Annotated in this window: 21 protein-coding genes; 11 read left to right on the top strand and 10 right to left on the bottom strand. The window is 69.6% G+C overall.

Features of this window, described 5'->3' with window-relative positions; all coding sequences use genetic code 11:
- Positions 1-704 precede the first annotated feature (704 nt).
- The 8 genes from CI785_RS05420 (at position 705) to CI785_RS05380 (ending at position 9892) form a co-directional block, all read left to right on the top strand.
- Positions 705-1856 (top strand): glycosyltransferase family 2 protein, encoded by a 1152-nt coding sequence (locus CI785_RS05420; RefSeq protein ID WP_105031079.1) that lies wholly within the window; start codon positions 705-707, stop codon positions 1854-1856.
- 16 nt (positions 1857-1872) lie between these two features.
- Positions 1873-2028: a peptidase gene (locus tag CI785_RS17000; protein ID WP_157940170.1), complete on the top strand. Its 156-nt coding sequence runs from the start codon at positions 1873-1875 to the stop codon at positions 2026-2028.
- A complete protein-coding gene (locus CI785_RS05415; protein WP_105031078.1) occupies positions 2025-2813 on the top strand; it encodes a polysaccharide deacetylase family protein in 789 nt (262 codons plus the stop codon). Before CI785_RS17000 ends, CI785_RS05415 begins: the two co-directional genes overlap by 4 nt.
- Positions 2810-4276 (top strand): ArnT family glycosyltransferase, encoded by a 1467-nt coding sequence (locus CI785_RS05410; RefSeq protein WP_105031077.1) that lies wholly within the window; start codon positions 2810-2812, stop codon positions 4274-4276. Before CI785_RS05415 ends, CI785_RS05410 begins: the two co-directional genes overlap by 4 nt.
- Positions 4277-4303: 27 nt before the next feature.
- Positions 4304-7060 carry a galactose oxidase early set domain-containing protein gene (locus tag CI785_RS16995; protein ID WP_157940169.1) on the top strand — a complete coding sequence of 919 codons (2757 nt, stop codon included), beginning with the start codon at positions 4304-4306 and terminating at the stop codon, positions 7058-7060.
- Positions 7057-7587: a hypothetical protein gene (locus tag CI785_RS05390; RefSeq protein WP_157940168.1), complete on the top strand. Its 531-nt coding sequence runs from the start codon at positions 7057-7059 to the stop codon at positions 7585-7587. The genes CI785_RS16995 and CI785_RS05390 overlap by 4 nt, the downstream gene beginning before the upstream one ends.
- 50 nt (positions 7588-7637) lie before the next feature.
- The gene (locus CI785_RS05385) at positions 7638-8807 is read left to right on the top strand and encodes a LysM peptidoglycan-binding domain-containing protein (RefSeq protein WP_105031072.1); all 1170 of its coding nucleotides are present in this window, start codon (positions 7638-7640) and stop codon (positions 8805-8807) included.
- 65 nt (positions 8808-8872) lie between these two features.
- Positions 8873-9892 carry an LLM class flavin-dependent oxidoreductase gene (locus CI785_RS05380; protein WP_105031071.1) on the top strand — a complete coding sequence of 340 codons (1020 nt, stop codon included), beginning with the start codon at positions 8873-8875 and terminating at the stop codon, positions 9890-9892.
- A gap of 2 nt (positions 9893-9894) precedes the next feature.
- On the opposite strand, the gene CI785_RS05375 is transcribed toward CI785_RS05380, so the two are convergent.
- The 3 genes from CI785_RS05375 to CI785_RS05365 all read right to left on the bottom strand — a co-directional run bounded on the left by CI785_RS05375 (position 9895) and on the right by CI785_RS05365 (position 11495).
- A complete protein-coding gene (locus CI785_RS05375; RefSeq protein WP_157940167.1) occupies positions 9895-10188 on the bottom strand; it encodes a hypothetical protein in 294 nt (97 codons plus the stop codon).
- An 88-nt stretch (positions 10189-10276) separates the two neighbouring features.
- Complete coding sequence (locus CI785_RS05370) at positions 10277-11158, bottom strand: transposase (RefSeq protein WP_105031069.1); 882 nt, start codon at positions 11156-11158, stop codon at positions 10277-10279.
- A 37-nt stretch (positions 11159-11195) separates the two neighbouring features.
- Positions 11196-11495 carry a hypothetical protein gene (locus CI785_RS05365; RefSeq protein WP_105031068.1) on the bottom strand — a complete coding sequence of 100 codons (300 nt, stop codon included), beginning with the start codon at positions 11493-11495 and terminating at the stop codon, positions 11196-11198.
- A gap of 128 nt (positions 11496-11623) precedes the next feature.
- Between CI785_RS05365 and CI785_RS05360 the strand changes: the two genes are divergently transcribed.
- Together CI785_RS05360 and CI785_RS17255 are read left to right on the top strand one after the other, a co-directional pair.
- Positions 11624-12433 (top strand): hemerythrin domain-containing protein, encoded by an 810-nt coding sequence (locus CI785_RS05360; protein ID WP_105031067.1) that lies wholly within the window; start codon positions 11624-11626, stop codon positions 12431-12433.
- A 123-nt stretch (positions 12434-12556) separates the two neighbouring features.
- A complete protein-coding gene (locus CI785_RS17255) occupies positions 12557-12712 on the top strand; it encodes a hypothetical protein (RefSeq protein WP_170068212.1) in 156 nt (51 codons plus the stop codon).
- Here CI785_RS17255 and CI785_RS05355 read toward each other — a convergent pair.
- Positions 12709-12936 (bottom strand): hypothetical protein, encoded by a 228-nt coding sequence (locus tag CI785_RS05355; protein WP_105031066.1) that lies wholly within the window; start codon positions 12934-12936, stop codon positions 12709-12711. The genes CI785_RS17255 and CI785_RS05355 overlap by 4 nt on opposite strands.
- A gap of 33 nt (positions 12937-12969) precedes the next feature.
- Positions 12970-13416: a hypothetical protein gene (locus CI785_RS05350; protein ID WP_105031065.1), complete on the bottom strand. Its 447-nt coding sequence runs from the start codon at positions 13414-13416 to the stop codon at positions 12970-12972.
- Positions 13417-13488: 72 nt separating this feature from the next.
- Here CI785_RS05350 and CI785_RS05345 point away from each other — a divergent pair, with 72 nt between their 5' ends.
- A complete protein-coding gene (locus tag CI785_RS05345) occupies positions 13489-14295 on the top strand; it encodes an SDR family oxidoreductase (protein ID WP_105031064.1) in 807 nt (268 codons plus the stop codon).
- 17 nt (positions 14296-14312) lie between these two features.
- On the opposite strand, the gene CI785_RS05340 is transcribed toward CI785_RS05345, so the two are convergent.
- The 5 genes from CI785_RS05340 to CI785_RS05320 all read right to left on the bottom strand — a co-directional run bounded on the left by CI785_RS05340 (position 14313) and on the right by CI785_RS05320 (position 19437).
- The gene (locus CI785_RS05340; RefSeq protein WP_105031063.1) at positions 14313-15188 is read right to left on the bottom strand and encodes a carbohydrate ABC transporter permease; all 876 of its coding nucleotides are present in this window, start codon (positions 15186-15188) and stop codon (positions 14313-14315) included.
- Between the two features lie 49 nt (positions 15189-15237).
- Positions 15238-16206, bottom strand: coding sequence for a carbohydrate ABC transporter permease (locus CI785_RS05335; protein ID WP_105031062.1), 969 nt, complete (start codon positions 16204-16206; stop codon positions 15238-15240).
- On the bottom strand, positions 16206-17516 hold the full coding sequence (locus CI785_RS05330) for an ABC transporter substrate-binding protein (RefSeq protein ID WP_105031061.1): 1311 nt from the start codon (positions 17514-17516) through the stop codon (positions 16206-16208). Before CI785_RS05330 ends, CI785_RS05335 begins: the two co-directional genes overlap by 1 nt.
- Positions 17517-17620: 104 nt before the next feature.
- Positions 17621-18595 (bottom strand): aldo/keto reductase, encoded by a 975-nt coding sequence (locus CI785_RS05325; protein ID WP_105031060.1) that lies wholly within the window; start codon positions 18593-18595, stop codon positions 17621-17623.
- 197 nt (positions 18596-18792) lie between these two features.
- On the bottom strand, positions 18793-19437 hold the full coding sequence (locus CI785_RS05320) for a ScbR family autoregulator-binding transcription factor (RefSeq protein ID WP_105031059.1): 645 nt from the start codon (positions 19435-19437) through the stop codon (positions 18793-18795).
- Positions 19438-19470 lie beyond the last annotated feature (33 nt).

Raw genomic sequence — 19470 nt, 5'->3', positions numbered from 1 at the left:
GCGCAGGTCAGGGGGCCGTTACTACTGCCGTCTGCCAGATTGAGCGTGATGGACAACTCGGCGTCACGCGTCCCTGAAGGACCGCGTGGGACACACCCGTCACACCGCGTGGCGCACCCTGGCGCGGCGTCCATCCACGCCCGCAATGGTCTGCACCATTTCATCGCGAATTCCGTACTAATTGTGATCAACGCCACTTCGGACACCGCAAGGAATTTCCCTCCGTCCGTTGATGGTCTCGCCGCGCGCACACGAGTAGGAAGTGTCAGGCGTAGCAAGGCGAATCCTCAGGAAATGACGAGGAACAGGCGGTCGCCCGTCTGTCCGGCCGTCCCGGAGGTTCTGAGTAAAGCGGTCCGGCCGGGCAAGTAGTCCCCGATAAAGGTGGAGTAGCACCTACTCGTGAACGAGTCGGAGAACCGGAACAAGCTTTGTGCTGAACGCAAATCAATTGTCCGATCAACTGCCTTCCGGCCGTCGACAGGGCAGTCGTGAAGTGCTTTCCTGCATGCGCACAAGCGCATTCGGTCTCGTCGCGAGCCTTTGAGCTCGTGGTCTCACTTCAAGAGGAGCGCAGTCATGACTGCCACTATCACCACGCCCCCCGCCCGGGCCCCTGAACCGCAGGAGAGACCCCGGCCCGAACAAGAGCGCCCCAGAGTCTCCTGCAGCCGCTGCGCCGAGGTCCGGCACGGAGGCCCGTCATGCAACTGACCGCAGACCCGTTCTCCGTCGGGGGCGCCCCGCCCTCCACCGCCCCCGACGCCGGCGGCCTGGACCTCTCCGGCCTGGACCGGCCGGGGCCCCGCATCGTGTCACTCATCCCGGCACACAACGAGCAGGACGGCATCGTCAAGACCGTCCGCAGCCAGTTCGCCCAGACGATCAGACCCGCGTTGGTCATCGTCATGGCGGACAACTGCACCGACGACACCGTACGACTGGCCCGTGAGGCCGGCGCCCAGGTGCTGGAGACCGTGGGCAACAAGGCCAAGAAGGCCGGCGCGCTCAACCAGGGACTGGCCCTGGTCATGCCGCTGCTCGACGACGGCGATTACATCCTGGCCCAGGACGCGGATGGCGAGCTCAGCAACGACTTCGTCAAGAACGCCCTGTGGGCCTATGACGTGAAGCCGAATCTGGGCGGGGTGTCGGGCTGCATCATCGCCCGCACTCCCAACAACTTCATCGAACGCGCCCAGGCCATCGAGTACGCACGTGGCACCCGCCTCATGGGGCGCCAGGGCGGCAAGGTGCACGTTCTCTCCGGTGCCGCCTCGCTGTTCCCGGTGCACGTCTTCCGGGCTATCGCCGATGCACGCGGCAAGACACTTCCGGGCGCCCCCGGGAGCGTCTACATGGAGGACTCCCTGACCGAGGACTACGAGCTGACCCTCGCGATCAGGCACCTCGGCTTCGACTGCACCAGCACCAAGCGCTGCCCGGTGATCACCGACGTCATGCCGACGATCCGAGACCTCGAGGTCCAGCGCCTGCGCTGGTACCGAGGGGCCATGGAATCGCTCTGGCTCTACGGCTGGAACAAGATCACCCGCCGCACCTGGGGCGGGGTCGCGTTCACGTTCTTCTCGTCCCTGCTCTTCCCGGCCGCGCTGCTCGCGCTGGTCCTGAGCTGGCTGCTGTGGGACATCACCCCCAACCCGTTCTACTGGTTCCTCCTGCCCATCTTCATGGCGGAGAACATCGTCACCGCATACCGGACCAAGGACAGGGCGTCGATCCGGACGGCCATCTTCTTCGTCCCGCTGTGGCTCTATGACAACGCCATGTTCATCGTGTACTGGCGTTCCCTGCTAGGAGCCGTGCGCCGCGAGGCGCGCGTCTGGATCACCTGAGAGGAGGGAAGAACTAATGTACGGAGCAAACGGAAGTCTCGCTGCAACCGGCGCCTCGGCCACCGCATTGGCAGCCACCGGGCTGGATGCGTTCTGGATCGTCGTCTCCGGCGTGGCGTTCGTCATGGCCGGCGTCGTGCTGACCCGGCTGCGGCCCAAGGAGGAGTTTTGAGCCGCACGGCGGCCCTGCGCGTCAGGGCCGCCGTCGCGGTGCTCCTACTGGGCCTCACGGGCTGCGCGAGTCAAGAACCTCTGCCACCCACACCGATCCCCCGGGCCGAGAATGCGGTCGACGCGGCGGACATGAGTCACCTGCCGGTACTGACGGCTCCCACCGCCTGCGCCGGATACGTGGCGCTGACGTTCGACGACGGCCCCACGGAGTTCACCTCCGACCTCCTGGCCGTGCTCGACCACTACAAGGTCCCTGCGGTGTTCTTTAACAACGGCGTCCAGGAGCGGGCACGCCCCCGCGAAGTGGAGCGCACGAAGGCGGCGGGTCATCAGCTGGGCAACCACAGCATGACCCACCCCGACCTGCTGTCCATGGACCTGGAGGCGGCCCTCGCCGACATCGACGCGTCGACGGTCGTGCACCGCGACCTCGGGCACGAACCTCCGACGATGTTCCGCCCGCCGTTCGGCAATACCAGCCCGGAACTCAGGGCAGCCGTCGAGAGCCGGGGAATGATCGAGGTCCTGTGGACCGTCGACTCCAAGGACTTCGAGGCCGCGACCGCGGAGCAGGTCGCCGAGCAATCCAAGGGCATGACGGACGGCGGGATCCTCCTGCTGCACGACGGCAAGGCCCTCACCGTGGATGCGCTGCCCCTGATCATCGAGCACTACTGGGCGCAGAACCTGTGCTTCGGCCAGGTCGTCACCGCTGACATCGAACTTCCCACTGCCTGGTTCGGCTTGACCCACCGGGCACGAGCAAGCAAGCAGGAGCCATGACCACAGCGACCCTGATGCGTTCCGAAGCATCGCAGATCACTCCCGCGGCCCGCCCGCCCATGAGCCGTGCGAAGAGGCAATGGCTGCTCCTGGGCCTCGTCCTCGCCTACGGCGTCGCGCTCGCGGTCCGCCTGCGCAACACCGCCTTCATCGACGAGGCGCTGTACATCAATGCCGGCAACGCCTACCTCGACTACTGGTCCGAGGGCCGTCCACTCGGAGACGCCGGTGCCTTCTTCTCGGGCCTGCCCGCGCTCTATCCCGTGCTGGCAGCGCTGCTGGACTCCGTGGGGGGCCTCTACCTCGTGCGGGCGTTCAGCCTGCTGTGCGTACTCGGCACGGCGATGGCCCTCTACGGCACGGCGCGGCACCTGTGGGGCAAGCGCGCAGGCCTGCTGGCCGCGGCCACCTTCATGCTGTCCGGCCCGGTGATCTTCACCGGCTGGCTCGGCACCTTCGATGCCCCGGTGATCTTCCTGCTCGCTTCGGGTCTGTGGATCGGCCTCACCCGGAAGGGCTACCCTTCGGCCGTCCTCCTCGGCGCCGTGCTGGCCCTGGCCGCCATGACCAAGTACACGGCCGGCATCTTCGTACCGGTCGTGCTCGCTGCGACGCTCGTCCTGGGCGTTCTCGGAGCGCGCCGGGCACTCGTCGCCGCCGGAGTGGCGCTCGGCATCCTGGCCACCCTGTGGGCGGTATGGGGGGAGAGCATCGCCCGGGACGTCGCCTTCACCACCACCGATCGGACCGCCCTGTCCCCGACCACCACGGGAGCGCTCCTGGGTCTGGCCGGTGACCACCTGATCGTCGTCCTGCTGCTCGCAGCGGTGTCACTGGTGCTCATGTTCCGAGCCGGGGACCGGCGGCTGCCGATCCTGGGCTCGGGCCTGGTGCTCGCCTCGATGGCACTGCCCATCGGGCAGATGATCCTGGGTGAGGCGGTCTCGTTCGAGAAGCACCTGGCCTACTCGGTCATGCTTCTCGCGCTCCCCGTCGGATGGGGCCTCGCGCGCATCTCCCGTTACCCGCTGATGGTCACCCCCGTCGTGATCACGGTGATGATCATGGCGCTGTTCCCCCTGGTGCGTGCCGATGCCATGTACCGCTGGACCAACGTCCAGAGCGTGGTGACGGCGATCGAGTCCGACCCTCGGGAGGGGCTGTACATCAGTTCATCCACCGACGCCCTCGACTACCACACGAGCGACCTCCCGGGTGTGGCCTGGGAGACGACGTTCGAGCTCTACTTCGAGGGCGAGGGCAGCATCCGCTCGGCCGTCGACGACGAGCGCTACCAGGCGGTGATCCTCCGCAGCTCCACTCTGGGCAACCCCGAGCAGGACGCCGCACAGGCCGTGCTCCTCGATGCCCTCGAGGAGAGCTCCGCCTATTCCCTGGCCTTCGAGCCATTCCCTGCGTCGCCCGCCCCGGGCGACAACTGGCTCATCTACACCCGTGGCTGATCCGTCATGGGGAAAGAAAGGGATCGAATGAACGCTCTACGGGCTCTACGCGTCCGGGGCCTGGCCGTGCTGACCACCGTGCTCCTGGTCGGCCTGGTCGGTGTCTCTCCCGCGAGCGCCGCACCGTGTGTCTGGGGGACGCAGTGCGTCGCCGTCAGCATGTCCGCACCCGCCTCCGGGGCAACCCTCAGCGGCACCGTGCCGCTGGAGGCGACCGCGCGGGTCACCCAGCCCGCGCGCGGTGCGATCGTCAAGGTCGAGTGGTGGCTCTACCACCCCGACTTCACCCGGCAGGTCCCCGAGAACGGTGAGGGCAAGATCCTGCTCGCCGAGGCGACCGCGCCGGCCGCAGGCACCCGCACGGACGGCACCTGGCGTAATTCCTGGGTCGTCGCCAACCGGATGACCACCAGGGACGGAGCCTACGAACTGCCGGGCACCCGTACCTACACCCTGCCGAATACGGCCGGGTACTCCATCGAGGCGCACGTGCTCGACGAGGAGTGGGTGCGCACCTGGGGCGGGCCCCCCGGCCGCAGTCCCGCGGCCAATGTCACCATCAACTTCGGTGGCACCACCACCCCACCGCCGACGACGACCCCACCGCCGACGACGACCCCGCCGGCCGCCAACGAGGTACGGATCGGCTCCGCCGTCCGCACCCTGACTGGCACGAACATCTACCGCGCGGCGGGCGCCTTCGTGCGCTACACCGGCACCCGGAGCCCGGCCAACCAGTACGGCGTGGAGGTGGCCGTCGGACCTGACAACAAGGTGACGGCCGTCTCGCGCTACCAGCCCGGCATGGCCATCCCGGCGGGGGGCTACGTGCTGTCCGGGCACGAGGCATCCGCTGCCTGGTTGGATGCCAACGCCCCGGTCGGGGCGACGGTCCAGGTGGGTGGTGGAACGACGACGCCGACACCCACCCCGACACCCACCCCGACACCGACGCCGACGCCGACGCCGACGCCATCGCCGACGACGCCCACGACGCCGCCGCCGGCTGCCAACGAGATCCAGATCGGGACGGCGAAGCACGTCCTGAACGGCACCAACGTGGCGCGCGAGGCCGACTTCCTGGTGCGCTACACCGGCACCGCGAGCCCGGCCAACATGTGGGGCTTCGAAGTCGCGGTCGGAGCCGACGGCAAGGTCGCCACGATCAGCAGGCGCCAGCCCGGCATGGCCATTCCCAGCGGAGGGTACGTCCTGTCCGGCCACGGCGAGTCAGAGCGCTGGCTGGAACTCAACGCGCCGGTCGGTGCGACGGTCACCCTGCCGGGCGGTACGCCGCCACCGACGACGACGCCCACGACGCCGCCACCCACCACCCCGCCCCCGGCCACCGGCCTGGCGGCGACAGGGCGCTGGAGCATCGCGAATGCCCCACTGCCCGCCCGGGCGATCCACTCCACGCTGCTGCGTGACGGCAGGGTCCTGCTGCTCGCGGGCTCCGGCAACAACACCGGGGACTTCGACGCCGGCACCTTCAAGAGCGCCGTGTGGAACCCTTCCACCGGGGCGTTCAAGGAGATCCGGGTGCCCTACGACATGTTCTGCGCGGGGCACGTCACCCTGCCGGACGGCCGGGTGCTCATCAGCGGTGGCACGGAGGGCTATGCCGGTCACAAGAACGCGGTCGGGTACGTGGGGTCCAAGCAGTCCTACATCTTCGACCCGGGCACCGACAGCTACACGAAGGTCAACGACACCATCGAGGGACACTGGTACCCGACGCTGACCAAGCTCGAGAACGGCAACATCTGGTCGGTCGGCGGTTACGACAACCGCGACGGCGTGGCCAAGGGATCGACGGCCGTGGAGATGTTCAACGCCACGACCAACCAGTGGCAGTCCCGTGCGGCCACCCCCCAGACCAACCGGTACTGGGGTACCTACCCGCACTTCTTCCTCATGGCCAACGGCAACCTGTTCTTCACGGGTGGCTACACCTTCGGCAACTCGCCGTCGGCCACGGGATCGGTCATCCACAACTGGCGCAACGCCACCAGCGGCGACGTCCCCGGACTGCGGGACCGGCAGCTGCGTGACCAGGCCAGCTCGGTCCTGCTCCCTCCGGCGCAGAACCAGACCTTCATGATCGCCGGTGGCGGCTCGACCGACCGGGGCGGGGCGACCAACAGCGTCGACCTGATCAACCTCAACTCGGCCAACCCCGCCTGGACTGCCGGACCGGCGCTGCCCGGGCCGGAAGGCCGGATGTACGTGAACCTCACGACGCTGCCCGACCGCACCGTCCTGGCCTCCAACGGCAGCAGCGGACCCCGTGCGGGCAACGTGCTGCGGGCGGCGACGTACAACCCCGCGACCAACGCCTGGACCACGGTGGCGGCGGACCCGGTGGGCCGCAACTACCACTCCTCCTCGCTGGTGCTGATGGACGGCCGCGTGGCGGTCTTCGGTTCCAACCCGGCCGACGGCTCGTTCGAGATGCGCGTGTCGGTCTACGAACCGGGCTACCTGTTCAAGGGCACCCGCCCGACGATCACGGCAGCTCCGGGGTCCACCACCTACGGTGCGGGCCTCGACCTCGGCGTCACCGGCGACGTGGTCAGCGCCTCGCTCACCGCCGTCGGGTCGGCCACCCACCAGACGGACACCAATGCCCGCCTGGTCGACCTGCCCATCACCGGCACCGGCACGACGCGTCGTGCATCCGTGCCGTCCAACTCCGCGCTGCTGCCGCCCGGCCCGTACATGCTCACGGTCCTTGATGCCAGCGGTGTCCCCTCCGTCGCCAGGATGGTGAACGTCCGATGAGAGCAAAGATCATGGCAGCCGCCGCAGCAGGACTGCTGCTGCTCAGCGGGTGCGCACTCGAGCCCGCCGTGGGCGCGCCGGGCGCCCCGGGTGTGGAGGCGCCCCCGGTACAGGCGGCGGACGCCCGCCCGGATGCGCAGATCCCCGAGGCCAAGGTCCCGATCGCGGACGTCGCCCCCGAGGCCGCGGACGTCAACGAGCCCGGGCCCGAGCAGGCTGAGGGCATCACGATGACCTCCGACACGGTCAAGGGCCTGGAAGCGGGTGATGTGTCCGACACGGCACTGGCCGGCGGCTGCGTCCCGGGCTACGGCACGGACGGGGGGTGCCTCCCGCCCGTTCCGCCCCGGCTGGCGGCGGAGCATGCAGGACATGCAGGGATGGACGGGCCGGAGATGGCCATGTTCTACACCTGCGAGGATGTCCGGGCGCTGATCCCCGACGGCCTGGCCACGGAGGAGGACCCGCTCGGGCTCGACTCCAACGGGGACGGCATCGCCTGCGGCGCGGGGGACGACGCCAAGTAGGACGACGACAGGCAGGACGACCACACGGACGAGCGGCGGGGAGGCAGGACATGATCACCCGCCGCTCGTTCGTCGTCGGAGCAGCCTGGGCTGCCGCGCTCCCGACCCTCACCCACCCCTACGACAAGCCCCTCCCGACACCCAGGAGCAAGGTCATGACCCCACTGCCGAACCGCGTGGTCGCGGGCTACTGGACCCATTGGGGGTCGCCGGTGCGTCTCAGGGACGTCCCCGCGCACTACAACACCGTCTTCCTGTTCTACGCGACTCCCGTCGGCGGCGCGCCAGGTACCACCGGTGCCGTGCAGTGGAACGATCCCGGCGACGGACGCGGAGCGGCCACCCACTTCACGGCGGACCTGGCCGAGTTCCGCAGGACACGGACGGCGATCCTCACGGTCGGGGGCGCACAGGCGAACGTGGACATCTCTACACGCGCGCGTGCCCAGGCCTTCCTGGACAGCATCGAGCGCATCTACGGGGAGCTCGGCGGCTTCGACGGGCTCGACTGGAACAACTACGAGGGCGACCAGCAACCCAACACCGAGCAGATGATCTGGGTCTCCCAGCAGCTCAAGACCCTGTACGGGCAGGACTTCGCGATCACCAGTCCACCCGCGCCCTGGCGTGCGGTCGACATGGCGCACTGCAGGGCGATGATCGACGCGGGTGTCCTGGACATGGTCAACCCGCAGTACTACGACGGTCCCGACCTTGCCGCCGAGAACTACATCGTGCGGTCCGTCGACGAATGGGTGGTGCGGATGGGCGACGCCGGCCGTGTCGGCGTCGGGTTCGGCCTGAGCAACGCGGCAAACTACTCCACCAGTGCCGTCGTCGAGGGCGCATGGAAGACCGTGGCAGCCCGCCATCCCGGACTCCGGGGTGCGTTCAACTGGAACGTGGCCATCGACGAGAGCCTGGGCTGGCCGTTCGCAACCGACATCGGCCCGCTCGTGAGGCTCGGTGCTCCGGTGGCCACCCTGCCGCCCGTCTTCCCGATTCCGCTGCCCACCCCGCGGCGTATCCACACCGTGGTCGCGGGGGACACCCTGTCCGGTATCGCGACGCGGCTCGGCATCGCCGACTGGAAGGAGATCGCCGATCTCAACGACGACGTCGAGCCCGAGGGCCTGCGCCCTGGCCAGCGACTGACGCTGCCCGACGCCGCGAGAGAGCCAGCCGTCCCGGACCCTGCCGCGCCGCATCCACCCGCGTGAACGCTGCGGCAGGGGCAGTCACCGGTCCCGGGAATGGGGGCACGCTCCCCAGTGCTACAGGGGGCATGAAGAAGATCGGATTCCTGTCCTTCGGCCACTACCAGGACGTGCGCGGCTCCCTCGTCCCCACGGCCCGCGAGGCCCTCGTCCAGGCGGTGGAACTCGCCGTGGCCGCGGAGGAGCTCGGCGTCGACGGCGCCTACATGCGCGTGCACCACTTCGCCCCGCAGTACTCAGCGCCCTTCCCGCTGCTGGCGGCGATGGCCGCACGGACGAAGACGATCGAGCTCGGCACCGGCGTGATCGACATGCGGTATGAGAACCCGCTCTACATGGCCGAGGAAGCCGCGGTCACCGACCTCATCAGCAACAGGCGGCTGCAGCTCGGTATCAGCCGCGGCTCGCCCGAGACGGCCCTCGAGGGCTTCCGCAGCTTCGGCTACGTACCCGGGGACGGCTCCACCGACGCCGATCTCGCCCGTGACAAGACGGCCCTGTTCCGCGCCGCGATCGCCGGGCACGGTATCGCGGAGGCCAACCCCCGCATGACGGGCAGCACCGGGAAGCTGCCCGTCGACCCGCTCTCGCCCGGACTCTCCGAGCGCATCTGGTGGGGCTCCGGCACCAGGGCGACGGCGCGGTGGACGGGGGAGCAGGGTATGAACCTGATGAGCTCGACGCTGCTGACCGAGGACACGGGCGTGCCGTTCGACGAACTGCAGGCCGAGCAGATCGACGTCTTCCGGAAGGCGTGGGCGCAGGCAGGCCACAAGGGGACGGGAAGGGTCTCCGTGAGCCGCAGTATCCTGCCCATCGTCAGCGAGACGGACGAGTACTACTTCGGTGTCCGCGCCCAGCGGGAGTCGACGGACCAGGTGGGGATCCTCGACGGTGCACGGTCCCGCTTCGGACGAAGCTACATCGGGCCCCCCGACGTCATCGCCGACCAGCTCGCGGCAGACGCAGCGGTGCAGGCCGCCGACACGCTGCTGGTGACGATCCCCAACCAGCTCGGCGTCGAGTTCAACGCAGCGCTCCTGGGGAACATCGTCAGGCTGGTGGGCCCGGCAGCCGGTCTGCGCTGATGTCACCCGGCCCGTCGCAAGGCGGGCCGGGTGACATCAGCCTGGGAAGCGGGGGAGTTCACGTTTCTCTGGAACATGATGATGCCGACGGCGGTGGTGATGACGCGGCGTGAGGTCAGGGCCGTCTCGAGGTCCTTCTGCCGGTCGTCCAGGTACGCTGCGCGCACGGCGAACCGCAGGGAGGCTGAGGCGGACCCTGCGCGCGCCTCGGCCGCCTCGATACCCGCGCGGTCGAAGGCACGGGGCTGGGCCGCATGGACGTTCAACGCCGCCTGCCTTTCGTCCCCGAGGTTCATGGGGACCCCGAGGATCGACCGGACGCGCCCGTGTCGAGCCTGCCGAGATAGGTGGGCCAGTGCGGGTCCTGCGCGTGCCCCGCCCGGCTCAGTCACCGAGGGTTGCGCGGTCCGCCGCGGCGTGGTCCATTTCCTCCTGCGCCCCCTGGACAATTGCGTCCGCCTCGCGGGCTGCCCGTTCCAGATCGGCCGCCTCCGAGTCGATGTCGGCGTGTTCCCTGCGCAGCGCCTCCAGCCTCTCCTCGAGATCCTCGATCGACGCGGCCACCCCGTCACGCCGCACCGCCAGACGCTGCGACCTCCGCCGCAGGTCCGCGGCGGAGTCCTCGGCCTCCGCGAGTGCGTCACGTGCCGCTGCAACACGTGCCTCGGCCTCCCTGCGCTCGTGGGCCCCCGGCTTCCTCGGGCTCCGCCCGCGGTCCGAGGTCGCGTCGTCCCCGCCGTCGCCCTCCTGCCCGGGCGCGGTGAACGGGCCACCCACGGCGCCCGTCAGGTCCACCGGGTCCCAGCCCGACGCCTCCAGGGTGCGGACGAGCCGCCCTGTCAGCACCGCCGCGGCTGCCGCCGGGTCCGCGAGGGCGGCACGCAGCGTCTGTTCGACGCCGGGCAGGGCACCGGATCCGACGTCGTACCCCACTTCCGCCGCCGCCTCGAGGGACTGCCGGGCGACGGCGGCCAGGAGCCGCTGGCGCTGCTGGCCGAGCGCGTGGAGCTGCGCCCTGTCCAGACCGGCCTGCGCCTCCTTGAGGGAGGCGCCGAGTTCCAGGACCTGCTGCACCTCGTCCCGGCGGCGGCTGACGAGCAGGTTGACGAGCCACGCGGCCGACGCCGGTTTGGGGAGCTTGCGCAGCGCGGCGGCGAGGTCCCTGTCACCCGCCTGGGCTGCCTCCTTCGCGGCGGCGTTCCGGGCGTCGGTGAACTCGTCGAGCGGCAGGACGTAGAGGGTAGCCGCCTGTTCCGCGAGGTCCATGGGTGCTGTGTCCTTCCGTCGGCATGCTCGGCACTCCTCACCGGGGAGCGAGGTCCCCCAACCGTCCCACGGGCAGTGCGATCCATCCCTCCCGGCGCGCCTGGTCGTGGTGTCGGGCGGGCTCGTCCACCTCGATGGCGGTACCGCCTCCCGAGCGATCCACAGGGATTCCCAGTTCGTCGCCGATCGTGTCGAGCAGGACAGCGCAGTGCATCGCGGTCAGCCCCAGCCGGTCCGTGGCGACGCTCAGCGGCCACCGCCCGGTGATCTCCCGGTCCAGGACGGCAAGGGCTGTGCCCTTCGACGCGGCGGCAAGGTCCACTCCTGCGGTGAGCACGCCCGATTATAGGCACCGATGCCTCGGGGGACCACAACAATCCGGCCTGTGTGGATCGTCCGCCGACGGGTACAGATGGAAGAGGCGCCCGGCACCGTTCCGATGTCCCACCCGTTCCAGGAGATCTCTTGTACACCTCGGTAGCAGACCAGACCACCGATCAGCTCGGCGGCCCCCTCAGCGTGCTCGTGCGGCAGAAGCGGGACCACGTGAGGCTGAGTGCGCTCATGGAGCGGCTTAAGGGGAGCACCGGCGAGGACCAGGCCGCGGTCCTGCTGGACATCTACCGTCTGGTGTTCCCCCATGCCTTCGCGGAGGAGTCCGTGCTGTGGCCCGTGCTGCGTCGTGTCCTGCCCGACGGCGAGGAGCTGACCCTCGAGGTGGAGCGCGAGCACCAGGAGGTCAACGAGCTGGTGAAGAAGCTCGAAGGGCTCGACGGCGGATCACCCGAGCGCGCCCAGGTGCTCGGCCGCCTCACGGAGGTGCTCGACGACGACGTCCGCGACGAGGAGGACGCCCTCTTCCCTCGGCTCCAGGCTCGTGTCGGCCGCCGGGAGCTGCAGGTCCTGGGCGTGCTGTGGGAACTGGTGCGGCGGATCGCCCCGACGCGCGCCCACCCCGTCGTCACGCGACGGCCCCCGGGCAATGTCGCAGCAGCCCTCCCGCTGTCGGTCCTCGATCGGTGCCGCGACCTCGTGGACCGGGCGCTCCTCGGCGCCGACGGCCCGGCAGTGCCCGCACTCCACCGGATCAGCTCGGTGCTCGCCGACGCCTCGCACGCCGTCGAACTGCTACCCATCATGCGCTCCGGCGAGGACCCCTCCACGCGCCTGATCGCCGGTGCGCAGCCGTTCCCCTGGGGGACGGCTGCACTGTGCGCGGCGGGCGCAGGCCTCGTGGTCGTGGGCGCACGGTGGACGGCGCACCGCGCCGACTAGCGCGGGGGAGGGCGCCGGTCCAGCTGCAGGTCAGGACGGTGCCGGGTGGTCCGTGACGGCGGTGCGGTGTGTACTGGACGCAGCGGCCTCCAGCCGCCGCCCTGCCAGGAGAGGACGTACCCGATGGAAACCCGATGCCCCAGCTGCGGGTCGGCCCTGATCGAACTCGACGAGGACCAGTGGCCGGCCGAAGGGCCTGTCCCGGCCGGGACGATCGCCGTCTTCCAGTGCGAGCAGAACCACCGCGTCACCGTGGGACAGACGCAGGTCTCGGCCTAGGCGTCGTCCGCATCCTCGATGATGCGCGACAGCTCGTCCCGCAGCGCCCGGGCCTCGTCCACCGTGATCTCGAGGTGCTGGTCCTGCTCCACCCAGCCGACGCTGACCATCGGCCGTCCCTGCCCGTCCGCGGTGTGGGACAGCCCGACGGCGAGCGCCCGCCCCCCGGTCCGCGTGACGTCCCCGACGATCAGTTCGCCGCCGTCGTCCTCTGCAATGGCCATGGCTCCTCCTAGAGTCCTCCTGCATCTCCCATGCTAGGCGCCGGCATCCGCCGGGCGCAGCGCGAGATTGGGGTGCGGCAGTTCGAAGCCGTCCGCCGTCAGGGCGTCCCTGTCGAACTCGTCCGGGAGCAGCACCGCGGTGACCCTGCTGTCGCGGATCGTGGCGCCGGCCGCACCGCGCACGAGCGGAGTGCATTCCAGCCCCACCCCGATACCCTCCTCGACGAGGAGGCAGACGGTGCCCTGAGCGCCCGTGCCGTCCAGAGGGGTGGCCGCGAAGTACTCGACGCCGTCGCGCTCGGCCAGGAAACGGGTGCTGGCGAGGTCGATGCCGTCGAGGTCCGTCTGGATGGTCAGGACGTCCTGTTGCGCCTGCTCCTCATCGAGCACGCCGAGCACCGGACCCGCGCACGCCGTGAGCGCGAGGACCGCGCTGCTCCAGGCCGCCAGGAGGAGGACGCGGGACGTCGGGCGGCGCACGGATCTCCTCGGGAGGCGGACGGTCGGTGGCGGTTCCAGCCCAGCGAGGTGCGGCGTCCTAGGGTGGTGGGCATGGAACCCTCCCTGGCAGGGCGCACGTTCGTGGTCACCGGGGTCAGCCGGCGCAGGGGCATCGGTTACGCCGTCGCCGCGCGCCTCGCCGACCTCGGTGCCGGCCTCTTCCTGCACCACTACGCCCCGCACGACGCCGACCAGCCGTGGGGCGCGGACAGCGTCGACGACGTCGTCGCCTCCCTCCGCGGTCGGCTGCGGGACGGCGCCCCACTCGCCGATGCGAGCATCGACCTCGCGCAGCACGACGGTGCAGAGCGGCTCGTCGTCGAGGCGCGCTCCGCGCTCGGCCATCTCGACGGACTGGTCTGCAACCACGCGAGGAGCGGGGGCGACGGGCGGCTCGACGAGATCTCCTGGAAGGACCTGGACGCCCACTGGCAGGTCAATACGCGTTCCACCATCCTGGCGACGAAACACTTCGCCGAGCAGCACGACGGACGGGAGGGCGGGCGCGTGATCTGGATGACGTCCGGGCAGGTCGCCGGCCCGATGACAGGGGAGATCGCCTACGCCGCGTCCAAGGCGGCGCTCGCCGGGTTGACGGCGTCGGTCGCCGACCACCTCGTGGACCGGCGCATCCTGCTCAACACCGTGAACCCCGGGCCTGTGAACACGGGGTACCTCGACGACGCCACGGCGGACCGCCGGCTCGAGACCCTGCAGGACGTTCTCGCGCACTGCCCGTCGGGGCGCTTCGGTGAACCCGACGACCCTGCACGGCTCATCACATGGCTGCTGGGCGACGAGGGCCGGTGGATGGTGGGCCAGGTGCTGAGCACGGAGGGCGGCTTCCGCCGCTGGTGAGGCTTCCTCCTCCATGGTCAGCGGATGCCGCTGCGCGCGAGGCCCTGCACGAAGTACTTCTGGAACGCGAGGAACATGATGATGATCGGCGTGATGGAGAGCAGGGCCAGTGCCATGATGGCGCCGTAGTCGGCCCCGTACTGACCCTGCAGGTACAGCAGCCCGATGGGCAGGGTGAACAGTTCGGCGTCCTTCAGGGCGATGAGCGGCCACGCGAAGTCGTTCCACTGGTACATCACGGTGAGCAGCACCAGAACCGCGATGAGCGGTTTGCAGAGGGGAAGGATGATCTGCAGGAAGATGCGGATGGTCCCCGCGCCGTCCATCTTGGCCGCTTCCAGGAGTTCGTCGGGGATGGCGATGATGAACTGCCGGGCGAGGAAGATCCCGAAGGCCGACGCCGCCGACGGGAAGATGACCGCCCAGAACGTGCCGTAGATCCCGAGCTGGGTCACGAGGCGGAACTGAGCCACCATCAGCACCTGGACGGGCACCATCATGGTGCTGAGCACCAGCAGGAACACGAACCCCTTCCCCTTGAAGTCGAGCTTGGCGAAGGCATAGCCGGCGAGCAGGTTCACCGAGACGGTGAGCGCCGTGATGATCGCCGTGACCACGACGGAGTTGCCGAACCAGGTGACCGTGGGGAAGTTCCCGAAGATGGTCCGGAAGTTCTCGAGGGTCCACTCCGACGGCCAGATGTGCAGCTCACGGCTGACGACGTCGGCGCTCGGCGAGAAGGCGATGGTGATCATCCAGTACAGCGGGAACATCATCACCAGGCCGACGACGACGGCGGTCACCAGCCGGACGATCGTGGACACGCGTTCGGCCGGTGACACGCGCCGGACGCGGGTCGCCGCGCCGCCCTGGGTGGTCAGTGGATGAGCCATGGTGATCCTTGTCTGATGGGGTTCCGGGAACCGTCCGATGGTCCTGCCACTAGCCGACCGTGTCCCTCGACCGGTTGCCCTTCCACTGGATCGCCGTGAAGACGAGCGTGATCAGGAAGATCACGATCCCGATGGCCGCGGCGTAGCTCTGGTCGCGGGTCACGAAGCCGTTCTCGTAGGCGTAGGTGACGAGGACCGACGTTGACCGGCCGGGGCCCCCGCCCGTCATCACGAAGATGGTGTCGAAGACCTGGAACGAGTAGATGACGTCCATGATCAGCAGGAAGAACGTGGACGGGCCGACGAGTGGCACGGTGAGGTAGCGGAACTGCTGCCAGGAGCTGGCCCCCTCGAGGCGGGCTGCCTCGTACAGCTCGGGGGAGATGCCCTGCAGGCCGGCCAGGTAGATGACCATGTTGAAGCCCACCCGGATCCACAGGGTCACGAGGACGATCGAGGCGAAGGCCGCCGTGCCCTGCGACTGCCACGGGATGGTGGCGAGCCCGCCCTCGCGGAGAAGCTTGTTGACGATGCCCGTGGCCTCGTCGAACAGGAGGACCCCCATGAGGGCTGTGGCGATCCCGGAGATGACCATCGGCAGGTAGATCAGGGTGCGGAACAGCTTCCGGCCCGGCAGGACCGAGTTCATGAGCACCGCGAGGCCGAGCCCGAGGGCCAGGCTCAACGGCACGGTGATGAGGGTGAAGACGGCCGTGTTGAGCGCCGACTGCCAGAACGTGGGGTCCGTGACGAGGCGCCGGTAGTTCTCGAGGCCCACCCAGCCGCTGGCCCCGAAGCCGTTGGACTCCTGGAAGCTGATGAGGAACGCCCAGCCCAGCGGGAGGAAGAGGAAGAGGCCGAGCAGGATCATGTTGGGGCCGAGGAACCCCGCGGCGGCGCCGGTGGAGCGCTGCTGCCGCGAGGCCCTGGCCGGTCCCGCCGCATAGGTCGCCGCGGGGGACGGTGGCGGGCCGGTGCTGCCGGTCGACTCCTCGCGGGCCGAGGTGTCGGCGGACATCAGCCGGCTGCTGCGTCGACGGCGGCGGCGATGTTCGCGAGTGTCTGCTCCACCGGCTGGCCCTGGGTGAAGGCGAGCTCGAGCTCGTCCCGCAGCTTCGGGTTGATGGCCGCCATGGCCGGCGAGGTGAGCTGCTGGACGTCGCCCGGCTCCAGGGTGGTGGCCTGCTCCACGAAGATGCCCGCGATGTCGGGCCGCGTCTGGTAGTCCAGCTCGGTGCCGACGAGGCTGTTCAGGGTGGGCAGCTCCATGGCGCGGGCGCAGAAGTCGGACATCTGGTCGGGCTGCGTCATGAACTTCAGGAAGTCGGCCGCGAGCTCGGGATTGCGGGCGCTCTTGGTGGCGACGAGGGCATTCCCGCCGAGGTCGCACGCGCCGCGCTCGTCGCGCGGGAGGTAGGTGGCGCCCCACTCGAAGCCCTTGATGTTCTCCTCGAGACCGGGCAGCACGAAGTTCCCGACGAAGGCCATCGCCGTCGTGCCCGCGGAGAAGGCGTCGTCGGCGTAGGTCGAGGACTTCACCGAACTGCTCGGCGGCACGAGGCCGTCGGTGAAGAAGCCCTGCGTGAACTCGAGCGCCTTCCTGCCGGCGTCGGACTCGATGGCCGAGCCGGTGAGGTCCTCGTCGAAGAGTCGTCCGCCCGCCTGGAACAGCCAGCTCAGCCACCGGGTGGAGCCGCCGAGCTGCCAGTTGTACACGAAGGGGTAGAGGTCGCCGGGGATGGAGCCGCGCAGCTGCTCGGCCACCTGTCGGAACTCGTCCCATGTCCAGGCGGAGTCGAGGCTGTCGGGGACGCTCGTGATCCCGGCCTGTTCGAAGAGATCGGTGCGGTACACCAGGGCCGAGGTGTCGGTCTGGTGGGGGACGCCGTACGGCTTGCCGTCGAACTGCACCGCCTGCCACATCGCGGGGAGGAACTCCTCGGCGGCCGCGGTGTCGAAGTAGCTGCTGAGGTCGAGGAGCTGGTCCTGGCTGCTGTAGGCGCCGATGGTGCCGTAGTCCACGCGGAAGAGATCCGGTGCGGTGCCGGCCTGCAGCTGCGCGTCGATGTTCGTGAAGATCTGTTCGTACGGGACGAGGTTGAGCTCCACCTTCGTGCCGGAATTGGCGGCTTCGAAGGCGGCGATGCCCTTCCGGAAGCCCTCCTCCTCGGCCGGGCTGCCCCAGGTGGTGAACGTGAGGGTGTTCTGGTCGCCGTCGCCGCCGCTGTCGTTACCGCCGCTGCCCGAGAAACCGGCACAGCCGTTGAGTGCTGCTGCCGCTGCGAGGAAGCCTGCGCCGCCGAGGATCTGCCGTCTGGAGATGGTCATGGTTGTGCCTTCCGGGTGAGGGTGGTCACAACGTACAACACACCGCCCACAGGGCGAAGGCCCTTGCTACCCGGCGGCGATGACGGTAGGGCGCTCCGCGGGCGTCAGAAGCCGACGACGGCGTGCGGCACGTAGTGCTCCTCGAGGGCGGCGATCTCGTCCGGCGTCAGCTCGAGGTCCAGGGAGGCGAGGGCGTCCTCGAGGTGGTGCGGCTTGCCGACCCCGACGATGGGCGCCGACACCACGGGGTTGCGGGACACCCAGGCGAGGGCCACCTGGGCGCGGGTCACGCCCCGGGACTCCGCCACGACGCCGACGGCCTCGGAGACGCGCCGGTCGGCGTCGAGGGTGCCGTAGAGGGTCTTGCCGAACTGGTCGGTCTCGGAGCGCGACGTCGTCTCGTCCCAGGCGCGGGCGAGCTTGCCGCGGGCGAGCGGGCTCCAGGGGAGGACGCCGACGCCCTGGTCCGCGCAGAGGCCGTACATCTCGCGTTCCTCCTCGCGGTTGATGAGGTTGTAGTGATCCTGCATCGTCACGAAGCGGGTCCAGCCGTTCATGCGCTGCAGGTAGAGCGCCTTCGAGAACTGCCAGGCGTACATGGACGACGCACCGATGTAGCGGACCTTGCCGGCCTTCACGACGTCGTGCAGCGCCTCGAGGGTCTCCTCGAACGGGGTCACCGGGTCGAAGCGGTGGATCTGGTAGAGGTCGACGTAGTCCGTGCCGAGCCGGCGGAGGCTGTTGTCGAGTTCCGCGAGGATCACCTTGCGGGACAGGCCCGCCCCGTTGGGCCCCTCGTGCATGCGCCCGTGGACCTTCGTGGCGATCACCGTCTCCTCGCGCCGCGTGAACTCGGCCAACGCCCGGCCCACGATCTCCTCGCTCGAGCCGTCCGAGTAGACGTTCGCGGTGTCGAAGAAGTTGATACCGGCGTCCACGGCGGCGCGGATCAGGGGGCGGCTCTCCTCCTCGGGCAGCGTCCAGGCGTGGTTCCCCCGGTCCGGGGTGCCGTAGCTCATGCAGCCGAGGGCGATCGGCGAGATGTCGAGGCCTGTGGATCCGAGTTTCACGTAGTGCATGGGTGCCACTCTAGTCAGGGCCGGCCTCGAGCGGAGGAGGAGCGGGCGCCCCGCCGGGCCGTTCGCAACCGCGGGCGCCCGCAGGCACGACCCTCGCAGGTCAGGCAGAGGGCTTCCCCCACGGAGCCCCTGCAGTGCCAGGAATCACAGTAGCCGGGCCGGCGGCAAAAACAAACCACACGACCGGTTTCACCCCCTCATGTCGTCGTCCCGTGCAGGAAGAGGTGCGAGAGGCGGGGCGCGAGCTCCTGCCGGTCCGCGGCCACCACGCCGGGCAGCAGCATCGCCCACAAGTCACCGAGCCGGGCGAGCACGTCCTGCCGGCCCGTGAGGATCCCGGAGACCATCTGGACGCCCGTGTAGCAGCCCACGACCAGGCGGGCGAACGCCTCGGGATCCAGGTCCGGGCGCAGGTCGCCGTCGTCCTGCGCCGACCGCGCGAGCGCGGCGGAGCGCTCCGACCAGTCGAGGTAGGGCTTCCGGACGTCATGCCCGAAGGCGGAGGCCTCGAAGGTCAGGCGGATGCCGGCCCGCGTGACGGGCTGCTCGACGAGCTGCACGGCGAAGCCCCGGCTGATGAGGACCAGTGTCTCCAGGGCGGGCCGGCCCAGGGCCAGCACCCGCTCGCCGTCCGCGGAGGCGATGGCGTGCTGTTCCTCGATGACGGCCACGGCGAGGGCGTCCTTGGCCGGGAAATGGAAGTACAGCGCACCCTTGGTGACCCCCGCACTCGTGGCGACCGCCGCCAGCGCGGTTCCTCCGTAGCCGTTCTCCTCGAAGATCCGTGAGGCGGCGCCGATGATGGCCGCGCGTGTGGACCGGGCGCGCTCCTGCTGCACCATCAGTGTCCCCCGGGTCGGGATGCGCAACTCATG

Source organism: Arthrobacter ruber, from assembly GCF_002954225.1.
Classification (GTDB): Bacteria; Actinomycetota; Actinomycetes; order Actinomycetales; family Micrococcaceae; genus Arthrobacter_D; species Arthrobacter_D ruber.
This window is presented reverse-complemented; position numbering and strand designations above follow the sequence as displayed.